The following is a 16,767-nucleotide window of genomic DNA, read 5'->3' as shown; positions in this document are numbered from 1 at the left end:
CCCTCACCACCACAGCCGTGCCGGTGAGCTCCGGAGCGACACCCGCAGCCGAAGGGGCCGTGGCCCAGGCCTTCCGGCGCTGCCGGGATCTGGGCATGCGCCTGAGCCGTCAGCGGCGGATGGTGCTGGAACTGCTCTGGAGCGATCGGCGTCATCTCAGCGCCCGCGACATCTTTGAGCGCCTCAACGCCCAGGGCCGCAACATCGGCCACACCTCCGTTTATCAGAACCTTGAAGCCCTGCAATCCGCCGGTGTGATCGAGTGCCTCGATCGTGCCAGCGGCCGGCTCTACGGCTACCGCAGCGATCCCCACAGCCACCTCACCTGCCTGCAGAGCGGCGAGATCGAAGATCTCGATGTGGTGCTGCCCGAGGAGCTGGTGCAGCAGATCGAAGACATCACCGGCTACAGCATCGAGTCGTACACCCTCCAGCTCTACGGCCGCCGCCGCGCCTGATCGGCTCAGCCCCTGGAGTTTCGCGCTAGCGGTCGGTAGCCTGAGCCGATGAACCTGACCGGCGCGTGACTGAGCCTGCGGCCGACCCTGGGGCTGCTGAGACCGCAAGTGTCCAGGTGCTGCTGCTGGCCCAGCCGCTGCTGTGTCAGGGCCTGCGCCGCTTGCTGGCGGAAGCGAGCCCCCCCTGCCGCGTGGCGGCCGACCCTTCCGAGCTCGAAGGCGCTCCGCAACTGTTGATCTGGAGCCTGGAGGCCCCGATCCATCCCGGCAACCTGCTGCTGGAGCTGGAGCGGTTGGAACAGCGCTGGCTGCCGGCGCCGCTGCTGCTGCTGCTCCCCGCCGAGAGCGGCTGCAGCAACGACTGGCTGCTGCAGTTGCCGGTCGCCGGGCTGCTGCAGCAGCCGGAGCCGGAAGTGCTGCTGCAGGCCGTGGGCACCCTGCTGCAGGGTGGAAGAGTGGTGGCCCTCGATGGGGACAGCCTCTCCAGCGCCGCTGCCCAGCCGGGCGGCAGCTGGGCAGCGGAAACGATGGGCCTCGGCCAGTGGCTGCTGATCAGCGGGCTGCAGCAGATCGATCTGGAACTGGAGCTCGGCCGTCGCCTGCTGGACCCTCCCCCCGCCAACCTGCTGCTGCAACTGATCCTGGAGGGACGGCAGCGGGAACTGGGCACGGCCCGTGCCCTGCTGATCTGGCTGTGGGGACCGCTGTCCATGGCCTGGGGCGCCGCAGCACGGCCCCCGGAGCCCAAGACCCCTGCCCATGAACCCCGTCCCCCCAGCGGCGGCAGCACCGCCATCACCCTGCGGCAGCGCACCGCCGTGGCGGTGTGGGAGGCGATCCACCAACGCCTGAGCCAGGCCAGCCAGGGGCCGCTGCTGCGCCAGGACAGCGCCGAGCTGTTCGCCCTTGAGGGCCTCAGCCAGGAGCGGCGGCGCGATCTGTTTCTGGCCCTGCTCAGTCAGCTGGATCAGCTGCTGCGGCAGCTGCGCCAGGAGCGCCTGCGCGGCGACGACCTCCAGGGCCGCTGGCAGGGCCTGCAGCCGGAACTGCGCCGCCAGGCCCTGCGTCAGATGGCCGGGCCCTACGTGCAATTGCCCCAGCAGGGGGCGCTGCTGCCTGTGGCCGACACCCTCACCAGCCAGGGCAGCTTCGATCTCGACGATCCGGAGATGCCCTCCAGCCAGCCGATGCTGGCGGCCCTGCTCACGGCCCAGCCGCTGCTGGTGGACGGTCGCCTGCTGGCCCCCGACGAACCCCAGGCTCTGCTCTACCTCGAGGCCCTGGTGAGCAACTGGGTGATCCGCAGCGCCGAGAGCATCAGCGCCGATGTGCTCGCCAGCTGCGGCGACTGGCCGGAGCTGCGCCGCTACCTGCTGGTGAAGGAGTTGATCGCCACCCGCAGCCTGGAGCGCCTGCGCAACCAGCTCAATGCTCAGCAGCGCTGGAGCGAGTGGTTCGAGAAGCCGATCCGGCTCTACGAGAGCCAGCGGCGGCTCTACCGGCTTGAGGAGGGAGGAATGATCTGCCCGCTGCTGCTCACCGAACCCCGCGATCAGGAACTGCGCCAGCTGGGCTGGCTGCAGCAGGGCGTCACCCTGGCGCTGGAGGCCCGCGACGCGCTGGCACCGCAGCTGCGGGCCCTGCTGCAGCGGGCCGGTGATCTGATCGTGGTGGTGCTCACCCAGGTGATCGGTCGTGCCATCGGCCTGGTGGGTCGCGGGATCCTCCAGGGGCTCGGACGAGGCATCAGCAGACCCTGAGGGTCACAATGGCCCCAGCCCATCTGGTGTTCGGTTGCGCCTCCCTGCCCGCCTCGGCTTCCAAGCTGCCCGCTTCGGCTTCCAAGCCGCTCCCCTCTCGGCCCTCAGAGCCGGTCTGCTCAGTCTGATCCTGGGCGCCTGGCTGCTGCTGGCCCCGGCGTCTCCAGCGGCGGCGGCCCTCACCACCAACAGCTACGACGGCAACATCTACTCGCTCTACGCCGGCAACGGCTCGCTGGTGCCGCCCCGCAGCAGCCTGGCCCAGGCCCTGGCTGACCACCGGCCCGTGGTGCTGATCTTCTATCTCGATGACAGCGCCGACAGCAAACAGTTCGCCCCCGTGGTTTCGGAGCTGCAGCGGCTGTGGGGATCGAGGGTCGAGATCATTCCGCTCACCACCGATCAGCTCCAGAACCGGCCCGATGAGGGCAGCAGCGACCCTGCCCACTACTGGAAGGGCCTGATCCCCCAGGTGGTGGTGCTCGATCCCGCCGGCCGGGTGGTGTTCGACGGCAAGGGGCAGGTGAGCACTGAATCCATCAGCGCCACCCTGAGCAAGGCCACCGGCCTCACTCCCGCCGGCAGCGCCAACACCAGCGCCACCCGCAGCTTCAATGAGCTGAACAGCGAAGTGGTGCCCGCAGGCTGATGAGCAACCAGCCGGGAGGAGCCACGCGCCGCGAAACGGACAGCCTCGGTGCCGTCGAGGTGCCGGCGGCTCACTACTGGGGCGCCCAGACTCAGCGCTCGATCAGCAACTTCTCCTTCGGCGCGGCGATGCCGCTGGCGGTTGTGCATGCCTTCGGCCAGCTCAAGGCCGCCTGCGCCGAGGTGAACCAGGCCGAAGCGAGGCTCGCGCCGGAGCTGACAGCTTTGATCGTGGCCGCCGCCGAGGAGGTGGCGAGCGGGGCGCTGGATGAGGAGTTTCCCCTCAAGGTCTGGCAGACGGGGTCTGGCACCCAGACGAACATGAATGTGAACGAGGTGATCGCCAACCGGGCGATCGAGGCGGCGGGCGGTGTGCTGGGCAGCAAGCGGCCGATCCACCCGAACGACCATGTGAACCTGAGCCAGTCGAGCAACGACACCTTCCCGGCAGCGCTGCATGTGGCGGTGGCGATCGAGCTGAAGCAACGGCTGGTTCCAGCTGTGGAGGCGCTGATCGAAGCCCTGCGCTCCAAGGCGGAGGCCTTCGCGGGGATCATCAAGATCGGCCGCACCCATCTGCAGGATGCTGTGCCGTTGAGCCTGGGGCAGGAATTCAGTGGCTACGTGGCCCAGCTGGAGCTGGGGCTCGAGAGCCTGCGCCACGCCCAGCCCCAGGTCCACCAGTTGGCGATCGGCGGTACCGCGGTGGGGACCGGCCTGAATGCGCCCTCGGGCTTCGGCGAGAAGGTGGCGAAGCGGCTGTGCGAACGGACCGGCCTGCCGTTCACCTCTGCGCCGAATAAGTTCCAGGCCCTGGCAGGCCATGAACCCCTGGCCGCCGCCCATGGCGCGCTCACGGTGCTGGCCGGCAGCCTGCTGAAGATCGCCAACGACATCCGCTGGCTCGGCAGCGGCCCCCGCTGCGGACTGGGGGAGCTGATCCTGCCGGAGAACGAACCGGGCTCCTCGATCATGCCGGGCAAGGTGAATCCCACCCAGTGCGAGAGCCTGACAATGGTGGCGGTCCAGGTGATGGGCAACAACACGGCCGTGCAGATGGCGGCCAGCCAGGGCAATTTCGAGCTCAACGTGTTCAAGCCCTTGATCGCTGACAATGTGCTCGAGAGCATCGATTTGCTCGCGGGCGCCTGCACCGGCTTCCGCGAGCTCTGCATCGATGGATTGCTGGCCAACGAAAGCCGCATCAGTGAACTGCTGAATCAGAGCCTGATGCTGGTCACCGCCCTCACACCGGCGATCGGCTACGACCGTGCCTGCGCCATCGCCAAACATGCCCACGAGCAGCGGCTGAGTCTCAGGGAAGCAGCCCTCTGGCTCGGGGAGATCAGCGCCGAGGAGTTCGATCGGTGGGTGAAACCGGACGCCATGGTGTGAGCGATCCGGCAGTTTGATTGCAAAAGCGTTAGCGGTGGGAATCCTCAAAGAGCGGCGAACTCCCCCGACCCATGACCAGCTCTTCGCGCCCCCCGGGCCTGATCCAGCGGTACAGGGAGGAGTTACAGGTGCGCCACTACGCCCGCCGTACCGTGAACACCTACGAGCAGTGGCTGCGGCGTTTCCTGCGCTTCCACGCGATGCGCCACCCGCGGGAGATGGGAAGCACGGAGGTGAAGGCTTTCCTGACCCACCTGGCGGTGGAGCTGCAGGTGAGCGCCTCAACCCAGAACCAGGCACTGGCGGCGCTGTTGTTTCTCTACCGGGAGCTGCTGGAAAGGGATCTGGAGCTGGAGGGTGTGGTGCGGGCGCGGACGCGGCGGCGGTTGCCGGTGGTGCTCAGTGAGGCAGAGGTGCGAGCGGTGCGGGCAAAGCTTGCTGGGGAGCCGGCTCTGGTGGTGGGGCTGCTCTACGGCAGTGGGTTGCGGCTGATGGAAGCGCTGCGCCTGCGGGTCAAGGAGTTGGACTTCGAGCGGCGGGAGCTGACGGTGCGCGATGGCAAGGGCGGCAAGGATCGGCGGACACTGCTGCCCCAGAGCCTGGCAGCTGAGCTGCAGGAGCATCTGCTGAAGGTGCGCCGGCTGCATCAAGCTGACCTGGCGGCAGGCTGGGGTCGAGTGCTGATGCCCTATGCGTTGGCGAGGAAGTACCCGAATGCAGAGCGGGAATGGGCCTGGCAATGGGTGTTTCCCCAGCAGAACCGTTGGCACGACCGAGCATCTGGAGCACAGGGCCGCCACCACATCGATCCGAGCGTGGTGCAGAAGGCGGTGAAGAGGGCGGTTACCGAGTCTGGGGTGACCAAAGCAGCCAGCTGCCATACGTTTCGGCACTCCTTTGCTACCCACCTGCTGGAGCGTGGCCAGGACATCCGCACGATCCAGGAACTGATGGGTCATCAGGATGTAAGCACCACCATGATCTATACCCATGTGCTCAACCGAGGGCCTCTCGGGGTACTCAGCCCAGCAGACCTTGTGTAGCCATTCGAACAAGTGGTTCACGGGTCCGTGAACCACTCCCGAGCTTACGGGACAGCAGTGCAGACCCGAAGCTGGCGTAGGCTTTTGAAGCTCAAGCGGTGGAGTGACCGCCGTAGTTCGCAGAACGGAGACGCTTCGGGGTGTGGTTCACGGAAACCATCCAATAACAAGTTAGATTGGCCAAGGGAATTGCCATGATAGGCCAGAGTTCTATCATTACTGAATCTAATTTCTCATCCAGCAATCTCTATGAGCCACACAAAACCCGAGCGAGGCATACAGTGCTTAACCTACTGGTCGGCAGGAATCATTGTATTTATACTATACTCAGCTACTGGTGCCGCTATGGCAGCGACTAGAGACTGCAAGGCGGCACTCAGCAGCATCCTTACAGATATAGACAGCAATAAAGGCGCACTTATTGCGTTTGTGGACGAGAATGTAATTGAGGGCTATGATGACAATCCTTTTCCTAGGTCAAAGAGGATTCGAATAGGCTTGGATGGAAATGCCGAATCGGCTAGAGACCCCAAAAGAGCGCAAGCAATTGCATCAAACATCCTCTCGAGCCCAAAGCTCACAGACTCCTATGCAAAGTCTCTTATGAAAAGCTGTGACGATGTGTCAATAGTGGGTATTGGCATTGCGAAGACTGGTTATTGGATTGAGTGGTTCCGCTTTTCAGATGGAAGTATTCGTCGCAAGGTATGCATGAGCAACCCGTCCTCAAATGGATGGGGGTACGGATTCTGTGACTAAGCTCCAGTGTTCATCTGTGGCAATCTAACATTGCCATACACCAGAGCCGCATCCAATAATCTCACTTCATCCGCCAAAGCTGTTTGCGGCCTGGTGATGGCAAGCGTTAGACAGGCCAAGTAGGCGGTTGCCTACGCGTATCTCCTGGGATACAGTAGAAGCATGCTCGAAATCCGGGAGACGCTTGCCTATGCCGCGTGGTTTTCTACCGTGCGTGACCGGGCAGCCAAAGCTCGTATCGACATTCGGATCAGGCGTCTCTCCTTGGGAAACCCGGGCGATGTTCGGCCTATAGGAGAGGGCGTATCAGAGCTGCGAATCCATTACGGTCCCGGCTATCGGATCTACCTGACAAAGCAAGGTGAGGCCATCGTCATCCTTCTTGCAGGCGGGGACAAGAGCTCTCAAGATCAGGATATTTGTCTCGCCAAGCATCTTGCTCGCAACCTCTAGGAGATTTCAATGACCAAAACAACCACGACTATCTGGGACCCGGCCACACACTTAACCACTTCCGATGATGTCGTAGCTTATTTGGAAGCTGCGCTTCAAGATGGAGATCCTCAGCTTATAGCCGCTGCGCTTGGTGATATTGCCAAGGCCAAGGGGATGAGCCAAATTGCACGTGAAGCGGGGTTAGGCAGGGAAAGTCTGTACAAGTCCCTGTCCTCTTCAGGAAATCCAGAACTGGCCACCGTACTGAAGGTTATCTCGGCACTGGGCTTGCAACTACATGTCAGCGCTACTGACAACGCAAAAATGGCTGTCTAACCAGCCTCTCGAGTGGACAGGCCACCAAAAGGAATCAGCTTCATCTTCATTCTTCTTGCCTGTCACTCAGGGGCAGCGTTAGCCGAATCTCTGGGAAGGGCACCGCAAGGGGCGGAAGGAATGGAAGCGCTCTAGTCTGGGATTCAGCTACAGTGATATCAGCTAAGAGGTAAGCATGAATTTCACGTTGGAGTGCGAACAAGAAGTCGACGGTCGTTGGATCGCTGAGGTGCCGGAGCTACCTGGAGTCCTTGCCTATGGGAGTACCTCTTCTGGTGCAATGTCAAAAGCTGAAGTCTTAGCCCTTCGTGTTATCGCTGATCGGCTTGAGAATGGCGAATCCGAGCCAGTCAGCATCCGGTTTTCCCTTCCACTCTCTGCATGAGTAATTGGCCTTCAGCCAAAGCCAAGAAAGTATTGGCTGCCTTGGAGTCCATTGGGTGGAGAGTTAAGCGTCAGTCAGGATCTCACAAGACGCTCGAGCATGCAGACCATCCGGACGATGACTTTGCATTCCATGAAGGCGAAGAGATTGGCCCCAGGATGTTGTCTCGAATCGCCAAGCACACTGCCCTTGAACCAGGTGATCTGTGAAGCAGGCGGGAAATCGGCTAAAAATGCCATTCACCTGGGCCGCCCCCTGAAGATCTTTGTTGAACTCCCTGGCTCCCTGCCTGCCACTCAAGGGCAGCGTTCGCTGTCCTCCGGATCCATCCCCATGAATTTTTTTGTTTGCAGTGCCATGCCATTGTTGATTGGTGGCCGCTAAGCGTCTGCTCCACCCTGCAGGGCGTCAGAGAATTCCATCTCCCCCTATTATTAATACCAAGTTCGGATGATCTGCATCGCCCAACTAAGAAGTATGCCCTCGAAGAGGCTACTCCCGTTACCACTCAAAGCGGAAGATCAGATCACCACGCTCCATTCCCATGAATGACACCACCCCAGACCCACTGCCCGTCGGATTCCGTGATGTCGATGCTACCGCTCCCGACAAGATCATCCGCTGTCTCGACTCTCTTCAGTCGATGCCAGCGGGGCAGGCGTACAAGGCGCGCGCACTCGACCTTCTGGGGCTCGAACCGGGAGCCTCCGCCCTCGACGTGGCCTGCGGAATGGGCGACGATGTGGTGAGGATGAAGGCGCGAGGCGTGCGGGCCGTGGGCGTCGACCGCAGCCGGACTCTCATCGCTGCGGCGCAGTCGCGCCATGCTGGGAGAGGCTGCGAGTTCGGCGTGGCCGACGCCGCAGACCTCCCCTTCGCTGACGGCAGCTTCGAGGCGGTGCGGATCGACCGCTCCCTCCAGCACATCGCCGACCCGGGCCGGATCGTCTTGGAGATGGCCCGCGTCGCCCGCCGGGGCTCGGTGGTGCTCTGCGCCGAGCCAGACTGGGGCACGTTCCTGATTGGCGGGCGCCACTCCGTGGTAAGCGAGCGGATCCAGCACGACTGGATTCGGACATTCCAGAATCCGTGGATCGGGCGGGAGTTGTCGAGCCTCCTCGTTGAAGCTGGGGTGGGCGACATCCACCGGGAAGCATTCTGGCTGCCCACCCACGGGTTCGCCGAGTCGGATCTCCTGTTCGAAATCGACGCCAACGCCAGGGATCTCTCCGCCGAACTCCCCGAGGCCCTCACCTGGCTCGAGGCCTACCGCCAGGGTGAGGCCTATGCAGGCGTTCTGATGCTGATCTGCTGGGGCCGCAAGCACTGACCGGATACGACTGAGAGGGCGAGGACCGGCTGGTGCGCTTCGCCCTGCAGGGCAACTCCACAGTTGCCTCGGCCGCCATGTGCTGTTTTTCGCTTCGGGGGCGTTCAGCAAGGGGTCGCTGCGGGTAGCAGTGAATGAAATCCACGCAATACCGAGCTCAGGACTTGCGACGGTACAAGATGGAGTGGGGGGAGGTGAAGCTCAAGGTCAATCGCAGGGTTGCTCAGGTGCAGGAGATGGCCAGAAAGTAGAGCTCCTGTTCACCGGTGGGAATATGACCCTTGCCACGGACTTATTGGATCAGGATGAGCACTTTCAGCACTACATCCTCGTTCATGAGCTGCTTCATCGCCGTCCTGATTGATGCCGACAACGCCCAGGTGCCCATGATCACTCAGCTCTGGCTGGATGTAGCCCAGGACGCCATCGATTCGGCTGGGCACTGATGACGCCCATTCCTGCGGAGCGGCGATCGCGCCCGGACAATGGTTGCAGCACTCAGAGCAGATTCGCCGCCAGCTCCGCCAGGGGGGAGCGCTCACCCTTGAGCAGGGTGACGTGGCCCGCCAGCCGCTGCCCCTTGAAGCGCTCCACCAGCCAGGTGAGGCCGTTGCTGTCGGCATCCACATAGGGATTATCGATCTGATAGGGATCACCGGTGAAGACGATCTTGGTGCCCTCTCCCACCCGGGTCACGATCGTTTTCACCTCATGGGGCGTGAGGTTCTGGGCCTCATCCACCACCATGTACTGGCGGGGGATCGAGCGGCCGCGGATGTAGGTGATCGCCTCCACCTCCAGCAGGCCCATGCCCTTGAGATCCGACCAGTTGCTGCGCGGACCGCGGCTGGAGCGCAGGCTGCCCGTCGACCCCTCCTCAGCGGCAAGCAGATAGTCGAGGTTGTCGATGATCGGCTGCATCCAGGGGCCCATCTTCTCGCCCAGATCACCGGGCAGAAAGCCGATGTCCTTGCCCAGGGGGATCACCGGTCGGGTCACCAGCAGGCGGTCGTAGAGGTGATCGTCGGCCACCTGATGCAGCCCCGCGGCCAGGGCCAGCAGGGTCTTGCCGGTGCCGGCCTTGCCCACCAAAGTCACCAGGCTGATGGCCGGATCCAGCAGCAGATCCAGGGCGAAGGTCTGCTCACGGTTGCGGGGGCTGACGCGGCCCAGCTTGATCCGGCTCGCCTTCTGCAGAGGCCGCAGCCCCCTGGCGGCCCCATCCGTCCGCGCCAGCAGGGTGTGCTGGGGGTGGCTGGAATCCACCAGGGTCACCCCTTCATTGGGCAGCAGCAACGGCTGGGGCGGCAGCCGCGGCGGCAGCTCATCGAGGTCGAGGGTTCCCTCGTGGTGCAGCTGATCGATCTGCGCCGTCGGCACCATCCACTCGCTGAAACCCGGATAGAGGTCGGCGATCGCCACCTTGTCGGTGCTGTAGTCCTGGGCGATCAGACCCACCGCATCGGCCTTGATGCGCAGGTTCGTGTCCTTGGTGACCAGCACCACGGGGGGCTGGTTGCCCATCACGTCGTGGAGGCGCTGCTCCAGTGCCACCGCCAGGATGTTGTTGTCGCCATTGCCGGATTTCAGTTCCGGCGGCAGCTGGGCGAGGGTTTCGCTGCGGCAGAACACCACCTTGAGCAGGCCGTGGTGCTCGGCGTTGATCTCTACTCCCTCCGAGAGGTTGCCCCTGACCCGCAGCTCATCGAGCAGGCGTGAAGCCTGGCGGGCATTGCGGCCCTTCTCGGAGGAATCACGCTTGAAGCGGTCGATCTCCTCAACCACTTCGATCGGGATCACCACCGTGTTGTCTTCAAAACGGGTGATCGCCTGGGGATCGTGCAGCAGCACGTTCGTATCGAGAACGAAGGTCTTCTTCATCACCCGCGCCGCAATGGCCACAGCCTGAACCTAAGGCTGTTGTGGTGTCCACCCCGCCAGCACGGGGCAGCAGACACGATCTACGCTCCCGGCTGATCCGGCTCCCTGCCCCTTGCCGTCCTTGCCTCCATTGCTCTGCGCGCTGCTGCTGCTGGCGCTGCTCTTCGGCCTCACCCTGCTCTGGCTGGAGTCGCGCCATCGCCTGCGGCCGGCCTCGCCCCTGCGCCTGAGCTCCGGGCCCTGGAGCACCCGTTGGAACAACAGAGGCGCCGTCGCGCTCGAGGGTTGCTTTCGCATCGCCAACCCCCACGGCCGCATGGAGGTGATGGTGCCCGAGCTGCAGCTGCGCCCCACCGTGCTCGGCCGCCAGGATCTCTCGCGCCTGCGGGTGAGCACCACGCTGGTGGCCGACCATCCCGACGAACCCACCAGGCCCGACGGCTACTGGGCGGCCTACATCGTCAAAGGTCACAAGAGCACCCAGTTCAAGGTCACGGTGCGCATCAACCTGCCGGGCGGAGCCAATGGTCCGAGCCCTGAGGAGCGTCACAGCCAGCTGCAGAACCTGCTCGACACCCTCTGGCTGGAGGTGATCTGGGTCAACTACGGACCCTTCGGACGGCTGGAGCGCCGCGAGGGGTTCCTGGTGCCGGTGCGTCATCCCGCACCGCTGGATCCAGCCACCGCAGCCTGGCGCGACGGCGAGGGCTGCCAGGTGCTGCCGGTGCCCACCCACCTGCTGGGGGTGCTGGATGATCCCGCCGAGGTGCTCAGGCGCTATGCCGGGCCGGTGCTGCGTCCCGGCGACATCCTCACCATCGGTGAAACGCCCCTGGCGGTGATCCAGGGCCGCTACCAGCACCCCTCGATGGTGCAGCCCTCCTGCCTGGCCCGGCTGCTCTGCCGCGTGTTTCATCCCACCAGCAGCCTGGCCACGGCCTGCGGCCTCCAGACCCTGATCGACAACGTGGGGCCGGCGCGCGTGCTCTGCGCCTGGCTGGCCGGCAGCCTGATGAAACTGGTGGGCAGCAAGGGCGGCTTCTACCGCCTCGCCGGGGCCCAGGCCCGCCTGATCGACGACATCACCGGCACCACACCTCCCTACGACCAGACGATCGTGCTCGGCCCGGACCAGCCCGAACGCACCTGCCAGGAGCTGGCCCAGGCCCTGGGGGTGCCGGTGGCGGTGGTGGATGTCAACGATCTCGGGCGGGTCAAGGTGCTGGCCTCCAGCGCCGGCTGCGACGAAGACCTGCTGAAGCGCGCCCTGCGGCCCAATCCGGCCGGCAACGCCAATGAACGCACCCCCCTGGTGCTGGTGCGCCCCGCCTGAGGCCCCGGAACCACTGTCTCGCCCCGATACAGTTCATCATCAGCGGTTCTTCCGTGCGTCACCCCACTCCAACCCGTTCCCCGGGAGGTGATTCACTCACCGGTCCTGGGGACGTGCAGGTTGATCCCCTGCAGGGCTGGATGCTGCCGCACCTGCAGGACGCCGCTGTCCTCGATCTGCAGCCCCTGCTGCAGAAAGCTCTGTTGCTGCAGACCCCGGAGCGGCTGCTGAGCACGCTGGTGCGGCGTCCGCCCCTGGCGCCTGAAGTGCTGGTGGCCCACCGCGGCAGCGACCGACTGCTGGGTCTGAGCGTGGTGCGGCGGCTCAACCGCAGCGGCAGTTGCTGGGCAGTGGAGGAGCTCAGGCTCTGCCGCGGTGCCCTGAGCGAGCCTGGATCCCCCAGCGCCAGGCAGGTGGAAGGGGCCCTGATGCGCGAGGCCCTGCACCGCTGTCCGGGGGCCTCCAGCTGGATCACCAGGGTGGCCACAGGCCACCAGGACCGCCTGGCCCTGCTGCGGGAACAGGGGTTCCAGCCCCTGCTCCAGGAAACCCTCTGGTACTGGGAACCGGATCCGGCCGGCGCCGGCCTGCCGGCGGCCGTGCCTCCCGGCGACGACCTGCAGTTGCGGCCGCTCAACCACCGCAGTGCCTCCCTCCTCTGGCATCTGGAGCAGGCCACCTGTCCGGCCCAGCTGCGCCAGTTGCTGGATCGCCGCATCGAGGATGTGCTTGATCAGAGTGAAGGCCGAGGCCTGCTCTGGGTGGACACCAGCCGCCAGCAGGCCGTGGCGGCGGTGCGGCGGCTGCGAAACCATCGCCTCGGTCCAGCGGAGCTGGAGGTGAGCCTGCACCCCGGTTGGTCCCACCTGCATGGCCCCGCGCTGACGCGCCTGGTGCGCCAGCAGGCGGGCGGACTCTCACCCCTGCGGCTGCGCAGTGACAGCGGCGACCACGAACGCGAGCAGTGGCTGAGTGATCTCGGTGCGGTGGCGGAGGGGGAGGAGCTGCTGATGGCCCGCAGTGTCTGGCGGCGCCAGGATTCGCGTCAGCTCAGCCGCCAGTCCTGGAGACTGGACACCGTGCTGGACCCCTTCAAGCCCCGCCGCCGACCCGTGCCCACCCCACTGCAGCGCGGTGTGGGCAGCCACCACGGCTCCCAGCCCCTCGGCTGTCCCCATGCCCTGGGCAGCGGCCGTTGAAGCGCCAGCCGCCGCCGCCCCGCTCGGTGCTGGCCCTCGATGTGGGGCGCCGCAGGATCGGGCTGGCGGGCTGTGATCCGCTCGGTCTGACCGTCACCCCCCTCGCCCCCCTGGCCCGCGGCGCCTTTCCCGCCGATCTCGATCGGCTGCGGCCCCTGGTGGCCCAGCGGCGCGTGCAGGCCCTGGTGGTGGGGTTGCCCCTCGATGCCAGCCAGCAGCCCACGGCCCAGGCCAGGCACTGCCGCCGCTATGGCCAGCGCCTGGCCCTGGCCCTGGCGCTGCCCCTGGCCTGGGTGGATGAACACGGCAGCAGCTGGGAAGCGGGCGAGCGCCGCGGGCTGCACGGGGATCGCAGCGGCCAGCTCGACAGCGCCGCCGCGGCCCTGCTGCTGGAGCAGTGGCTGCGCGAAGGCCCCGAAGCTCTTCCGGTCAGCCCAGCGACACCGAAGCTCGACCAGCCGGCAGGTGCTGAGACATTCTGATGGGACCTGCTGATTCCCCATGAGTGCCGAAGGACCGTCGATCAGTGGATCCGGTGACGTGCCCACGGTGCTCGTTCGTGATGGCCAGAACAGACAGCTGCTCTGCTTTCTCGAACAACTGATTCCGCTGGATGGCCACGACTACGCCCTGCTCACCCCGGTGGACACCCCGGTGTGCTTGGTGCGCATCGCCGAGGGCGACGACGAGGAGGACGAGGTGGTCGAGGAGGTGGATGCCGCCGAATCAATCCTGACCGTGGCCGATGTGGTGCTGCAGGAGCACGACCTCACCCTGGTGCGCTCGGCGGTGACCCTGACCGTGAGCGGGGAACTGGAGGAACCGGACCCCGACGACCTCGACGACGACCTCCAGGGCGACGGTGATGGCGACGATGAGACCGACCTCTACGAGATGTTGATCCAGTTCCGCGCCGAAGACCAGGAATACGGCCTCTACATCCCCCTCGATCCCTTCTTCGTGGTGGCCCGCATGGAGAACAGCGAAGCGGTGCTGGTGGAAGGGGAGGAATTCGAGCGGGTTCAGCCGCGCATCGAGGCGGAGCTCGAGGACCGGGAGAGCGCTGGGTGAACGTCCAGCAGTTGTTGCGCCCTGACTGGGTCCTGAGCACCACCCTGGCCCAGATGCCCCTGGAGCCGCTCCTGGATCGCGGCATCTGTGCCCTGGTGCTGGATGTGGACCGCACCCTGCTGCCGCTGCGCCAGAGCGAGATGCCCCCGCTGATGGAGGCCTGGCTGCGCCAGGCCAAAGAACGGCTGCGGCTGCATCTGTTCAGCAACAATCCCTCCAGGCGGCGCATCGGCGCGGTGGCCCAGCGCCTGGATCTGCCCTTCACCACCTCGGCGGCCAAGCCCCGCCGCAGCGCCCTGCGCCGGGTGCTGGCCGACCTCGATCTCCCTCCGGAGCAGGTGGCCTTGGCCGGTGATCGGCTGTTCACCGATGTGCTGGTGGGCAACCGCCTCGGCCTGTTCACCGTGCTGGTGAAACCCCTGGGCCCGGAGGGTCGGCCCTGCCCGCAGGATCGCCTGCAGCGTCTGGAGGTGCGCCTGGCCCGGCTGGTGGGCACCGAGTGGAGCCGATGACCACAGCGGCCGCTCCGAAACGCCGCGTGGTCAAGGTGGGCACCAGCCTGCTGCGTGGCACGGGTCAGCGCGACACCGAAACGGTGATCGCCGGCCTGGCCGCCAGCCTCAGCCGGCGACGGCAGCTGGGGGAAACCATCGCCCTGGTCACCAGCGGTGCGGTGGGTCTGGGCTGCCATGCCCTTGGCTTCCAGCAGCGGCCCGAGGAGGTGGTGGCCCTCCAGGCCGCCGCCGCCGTGGGCCAGGGCCGGCTGATGCGCCTCTATGAAACCGCCTTCGCCCAGCACAACACCCCCGTGGCCCAGGTGCTGCTCACCCGCGGCGACCTGGCCTCCCGCCGCCGCTACCAGAACGCCTGCCGCACGCTCGAGCAGCTGCTGAGCTGGGGTGTGGTGCCCGTGGTCAATGAGAACGACACCCTCGCCACCGATGAGCTGCGCTTCGGCGACAACGACACCCTCTCAGCCCTGGTGGCGGTGGCGATCGGCGCCGATGAGCTGGTGCTGCTCACCGATGTGGATCGGCTCTACTCGGGCGATCCCCGCAGCGATGCCAGTGCCCGGCCGATCGAGGTGGTGCGCGATCTGCTGGAGCTGGAGAGCCTCAGCGGTGTGGCCGAAGGCGGCGGCCGCTGGGGCACCGGCGGCATGACCACCAAGCTGGCCGCCGCCCGCATCGCCACCTCCAGTGGCATTGCCGTGCGCCTGGCCGATGGCCGCGATCCAGCGGTGCTCGAAGCCCTGCTGGCCGGCGAAAGCCTTGGCACCCTCTTCCGTCCCAGCCCCAGCCCCCTGCCCGATCGCAAGGGCTGGCTGGCCCATGCCCTGCTGCCCAAGGGCGAGCTGCTGATCGACTCCGGCGCCGAGCGGGCCCTGATCGAGCGGGGCGCCTCCCTGCTGGCGGTGGGCATCCTCGCGGTCAACGGCGCCTTCGAGCGGCGGGATGCCGTGCGGCTGCTCTCGCTGGAGGGGCGGGAGATCGGCCGCGGCCTCTGCGCCCTCAGCAGCGCCGAGGTGGCCCAGGTGCTGGGGCTCAGCAGCCAGGCGGCCGAAACCACCCTGGAGCACGGCGCCGGCGATGCGGTGGTCCACCGCGACCACCTGGTGCTCACCGCCGCGGTGGCCCAGGGCTGAGGGGCCGGCCTACGATCCGGCCGCCAGCTGCCACCCCTGGAATGCGCTTCAGCACCTTGCTCACCCACCTGAGCGAGCTGAGCGAGGCCAGCCCCAGGGACCTGGCCACGGACCCAGAGCTGAGCACAGCGGCGGCCGTCGACCAGGCCGGAGCGGCGGAGCTGGCCTTTCTCGAGCCCGGTCACAGCCTCGCGGCGGCCCTGAGCACCTGTTCGGCCGGCGCGCTGCTGCTGCCCGCCGATGCCGCCCTGCAGGAGATCGCCAGCAGCCGGGGCATCGCCTGGGTGGCCCTCAAGAACCCACGGCTGGCCTTCGCCGAAGCCCTCGAAGCCCTCCATCCCCCCCGCCGTCTGCCACCGGGCCTTCACCCCAGCGCCGTGATCGATCCGGGCGTCAGCCTGGGCGAAGACGTGCACATCGGCCCCCATGTGGTGGTGGGGGAAGGTTGTGTGATCGGCGCGGGCTGCACCCTCCACGCCGGTGCCGTCCTCTACAGCGATGTGCAGCTGGCCGAGGGCTGCGAGATCCATGCCAATGCGGTGCTGCACCCCGGCAGCCGCCTGGCCCGCGGCTGCGTGGTCCACTCCACGGCGGTGGTGGGCTCGGAGGGCTTCGGCTTCGTGCCCACCGCCAGCGGCTGGAGAAAAATGCCCCAGACCGGCCTGGTGGTGCTGGAGGAGGGGGTGGAAGTGGGCTGCGGCACCACCATCGATCGCCCCTCGGTGGGGGAAACCCGCATCGGCGCCGGCACCAAGATCGACAACCTGGTTCAGATCGGCCATGGGGTGGTCACCGGCCGCGGCTGCGCCCTGGCCTCCCAGGTGGGCATCGCCGGCGGCGCCACCCTCGGCGATGGCGTCATCCTGGCGGGGCAGGTGGGCGTGGCCAACCGGGCCAGGATCGGCGATCGCGCCATCGCCTCCTCCAAGTCGGGGATCCACGGCGAGGTGGCCGCCGGCGAGGTGGTGAGCGGCTACCCGGCCATCCCCAACCGCCTGTGGCTGCGCTGCTCCGCCGCGTTCAACAAGCTGCCGGAGATGGCCAAGGCCCTGCGCCAGCTGCAGAAGTAGCCTCGCGCCCAGCGCTTTC

General features: G+C 66.1%; 17 protein-coding genes. 16 read left to right on the top strand and 1 reads right to left on the bottom strand.

The annotated features are described in order from the left end of the window. Positions 1-95: 95 nt before the first annotated feature. The 9 genes from KQ304_RS02620 to KQ304_RS02580 all read left to right on the top strand — a co-directional run bounded on the left by KQ304_RS02620 (position 96) and on the right by KQ304_RS02580 (position 8,549). A complete protein-coding gene (locus KQ304_RS02620; protein ID WP_259735577.1) occupies positions 96-458 on the top strand; it encodes a Fur family transcriptional regulator in 363 nt (120 codons plus the stop codon). A gap of 65 nt (positions 459-523) precedes the next feature. Continuing rightward, positions 524-2,218, top strand: coding sequence for a DUF3685 domain-containing protein (locus KQ304_RS02615; protein ID WP_259735564.1), 1,695 nt, complete (start codon positions 524-526; stop codon positions 2,216-2,218). A 34-nt stretch (positions 2,219-2,252) separates the two neighbouring features. After that, a complete protein-coding gene (locus KQ304_RS02610) occupies positions 2,253-2,867 on the top strand; it encodes a thylakoid membrane photosystem I accumulation factor (RefSeq protein ID WP_259735563.1) in 615 nt (204 codons plus the stop codon). Beyond that, positions 2,867-4,261, top strand: coding sequence for a class II fumarate hydratase (fumC, locus tag KQ304_RS02605; protein WP_259735562.1), 1,395 nt, complete (start codon positions 2,867-2,869; stop codon positions 4,259-4,261). Before KQ304_RS02610 ends, fumC begins: the two co-directional genes overlap by 1 nt. Positions 4,262-4,332: 71 nt before the next feature. Then, a complete protein-coding gene (locus tag KQ304_RS02600; RefSeq protein WP_259735561.1) occupies positions 4,333-5,304 on the top strand; it encodes an integron integrase in 972 nt (323 codons plus the stop codon). Between the two features lie 921 nt (positions 5,305-6,225). Next, the gene (locus KQ304_RS02595; RefSeq protein ID WP_259735560.1) at positions 6,226-6,516 is read left to right on the top strand and encodes a type II toxin-antitoxin system RelE/ParE family toxin; all 291 of its coding nucleotides are present in this window, start codon (positions 6,226-6,228) and stop codon (positions 6,514-6,516) included. Between the two features lie 9 nt (positions 6,517-6,525). Then, complete coding sequence (locus tag KQ304_RS02590) at positions 6,526-6,834, top strand: addiction module antidote protein (protein ID WP_259735559.1); 309 nt, start codon at positions 6,526-6,528, stop codon at positions 6,832-6,834. A gap of 381 nt (positions 6,835-7,215) precedes the next feature. Further along, positions 7,216-7,428 carry a type II toxin-antitoxin system HicA family toxin gene (locus KQ304_RS02585; RefSeq protein ID WP_259735558.1) on the top strand — a complete coding sequence of 71 codons (213 nt, stop codon included), beginning with the start codon at positions 7,216-7,218 and terminating at the stop codon, positions 7,426-7,428. A gap of 335 nt (positions 7,429-7,763) precedes the next feature. Further along, on the top strand, positions 7,764-8,549 hold the full coding sequence (locus tag KQ304_RS02580) for a methyltransferase domain-containing protein (RefSeq protein WP_259735557.1): 786 nt from the start codon (positions 7,764-7,766) through the stop codon (positions 8,547-8,549). A 498-nt stretch (positions 8,550-9,047) separates the two neighbouring features. Here KQ304_RS02580 and KQ304_RS02575 read toward each other — a convergent pair whose 3' ends face one another. Beyond that, on the bottom strand, positions 9,048-10,430 hold the full coding sequence (locus tag KQ304_RS02575; protein ID WP_259735576.1) for a PhoH family protein: 1,383 nt from the start codon (positions 10,428-10,430) through the stop codon (positions 9,048-9,050). A 112-nt stretch (positions 10,431-10,542) separates the two neighbouring features. Here KQ304_RS02575 and KQ304_RS02570 point away from each other — a divergent pair, with 112 nt between their 5' ends. The 7 genes from KQ304_RS02570 to lpxD all read left to right on the top strand — a co-directional run bounded on the left by KQ304_RS02570 (position 10,543) and on the right by lpxD (position 16,748). Next, a complete protein-coding gene (locus KQ304_RS02570; protein ID WP_259735556.1) occupies positions 10,543-11,763 on the top strand; it encodes a F420-0:Gamma-glutamyl ligase in 1,221 nt (406 codons plus the stop codon). 113 nt (positions 11,764-11,876) lie between these two features. Continuing rightward, a complete protein-coding gene (locus KQ304_RS02565) occupies positions 11,877-12,962 on the top strand; it encodes a hypothetical protein (protein WP_259735555.1) in 1,086 nt (361 codons plus the stop codon). Continuing rightward, positions 12,959-13,444 (top strand): Holliday junction resolvase RuvX, encoded by a 486-nt coding sequence (ruvX, locus tag KQ304_RS02560; RefSeq protein ID WP_259735554.1) that lies wholly within the window; start codon positions 12,959-12,961, stop codon positions 13,442-13,444. The genes KQ304_RS02565 and ruvX overlap by 4 nt, the downstream gene beginning before the upstream one ends. 19 nt (positions 13,445-13,463) lie before the next feature. Next, positions 13,464-14,033 carry a DUF3727 domain-containing protein gene (locus KQ304_RS02555; RefSeq protein WP_259735553.1) on the top strand — a complete coding sequence of 190 codons (570 nt, stop codon included), beginning with the start codon at positions 13,464-13,466 and terminating at the stop codon, positions 14,031-14,033. Between the two features lie 53 nt (positions 14,034-14,086). Then, on the top strand, positions 14,087-14,545 hold the full coding sequence (locus KQ304_RS02550; protein WP_399228190.1) for a YqeG family HAD IIIA-type phosphatase: 459 nt from the start codon (positions 14,087-14,089) through the stop codon (positions 14,543-14,545). Continuing rightward, positions 14,542-15,678, top strand: coding sequence for a glutamate 5-kinase (gene proB / locus KQ304_RS02545; protein ID WP_259735551.1), 1,137 nt, complete (start codon positions 14,542-14,544; stop codon positions 15,676-15,678). The genes KQ304_RS02550 and proB overlap by 4 nt, the downstream gene beginning before the upstream one ends. A gap of 41 nt (positions 15,679-15,719) precedes the next feature. Further along, entirely contained in the window at positions 15,720-16,748 is a 1,029-nt protein-coding gene (gene lpxD, locus KQ304_RS02540) for a UDP-3-O-(3-hydroxymyristoyl)glucosamine N-acyltransferase (RefSeq protein WP_259735550.1), read from the top strand. Positions 16,749-16,767 lie beyond the last annotated feature (19 nt).

Source organism: Synechococcus sp. CS-1329, assembly GCF_025128055.1.
GTDB lineage: Bacteria > Cyanobacteriota > Cyanobacteriia > PCC-6307 > Cyanobiaceae > Regnicoccus_A.
The sequence above is the reverse complement of the archived record's forward strand: the minus strand, read 5'-3'. Positions and strand labels throughout refer to the sequence as shown.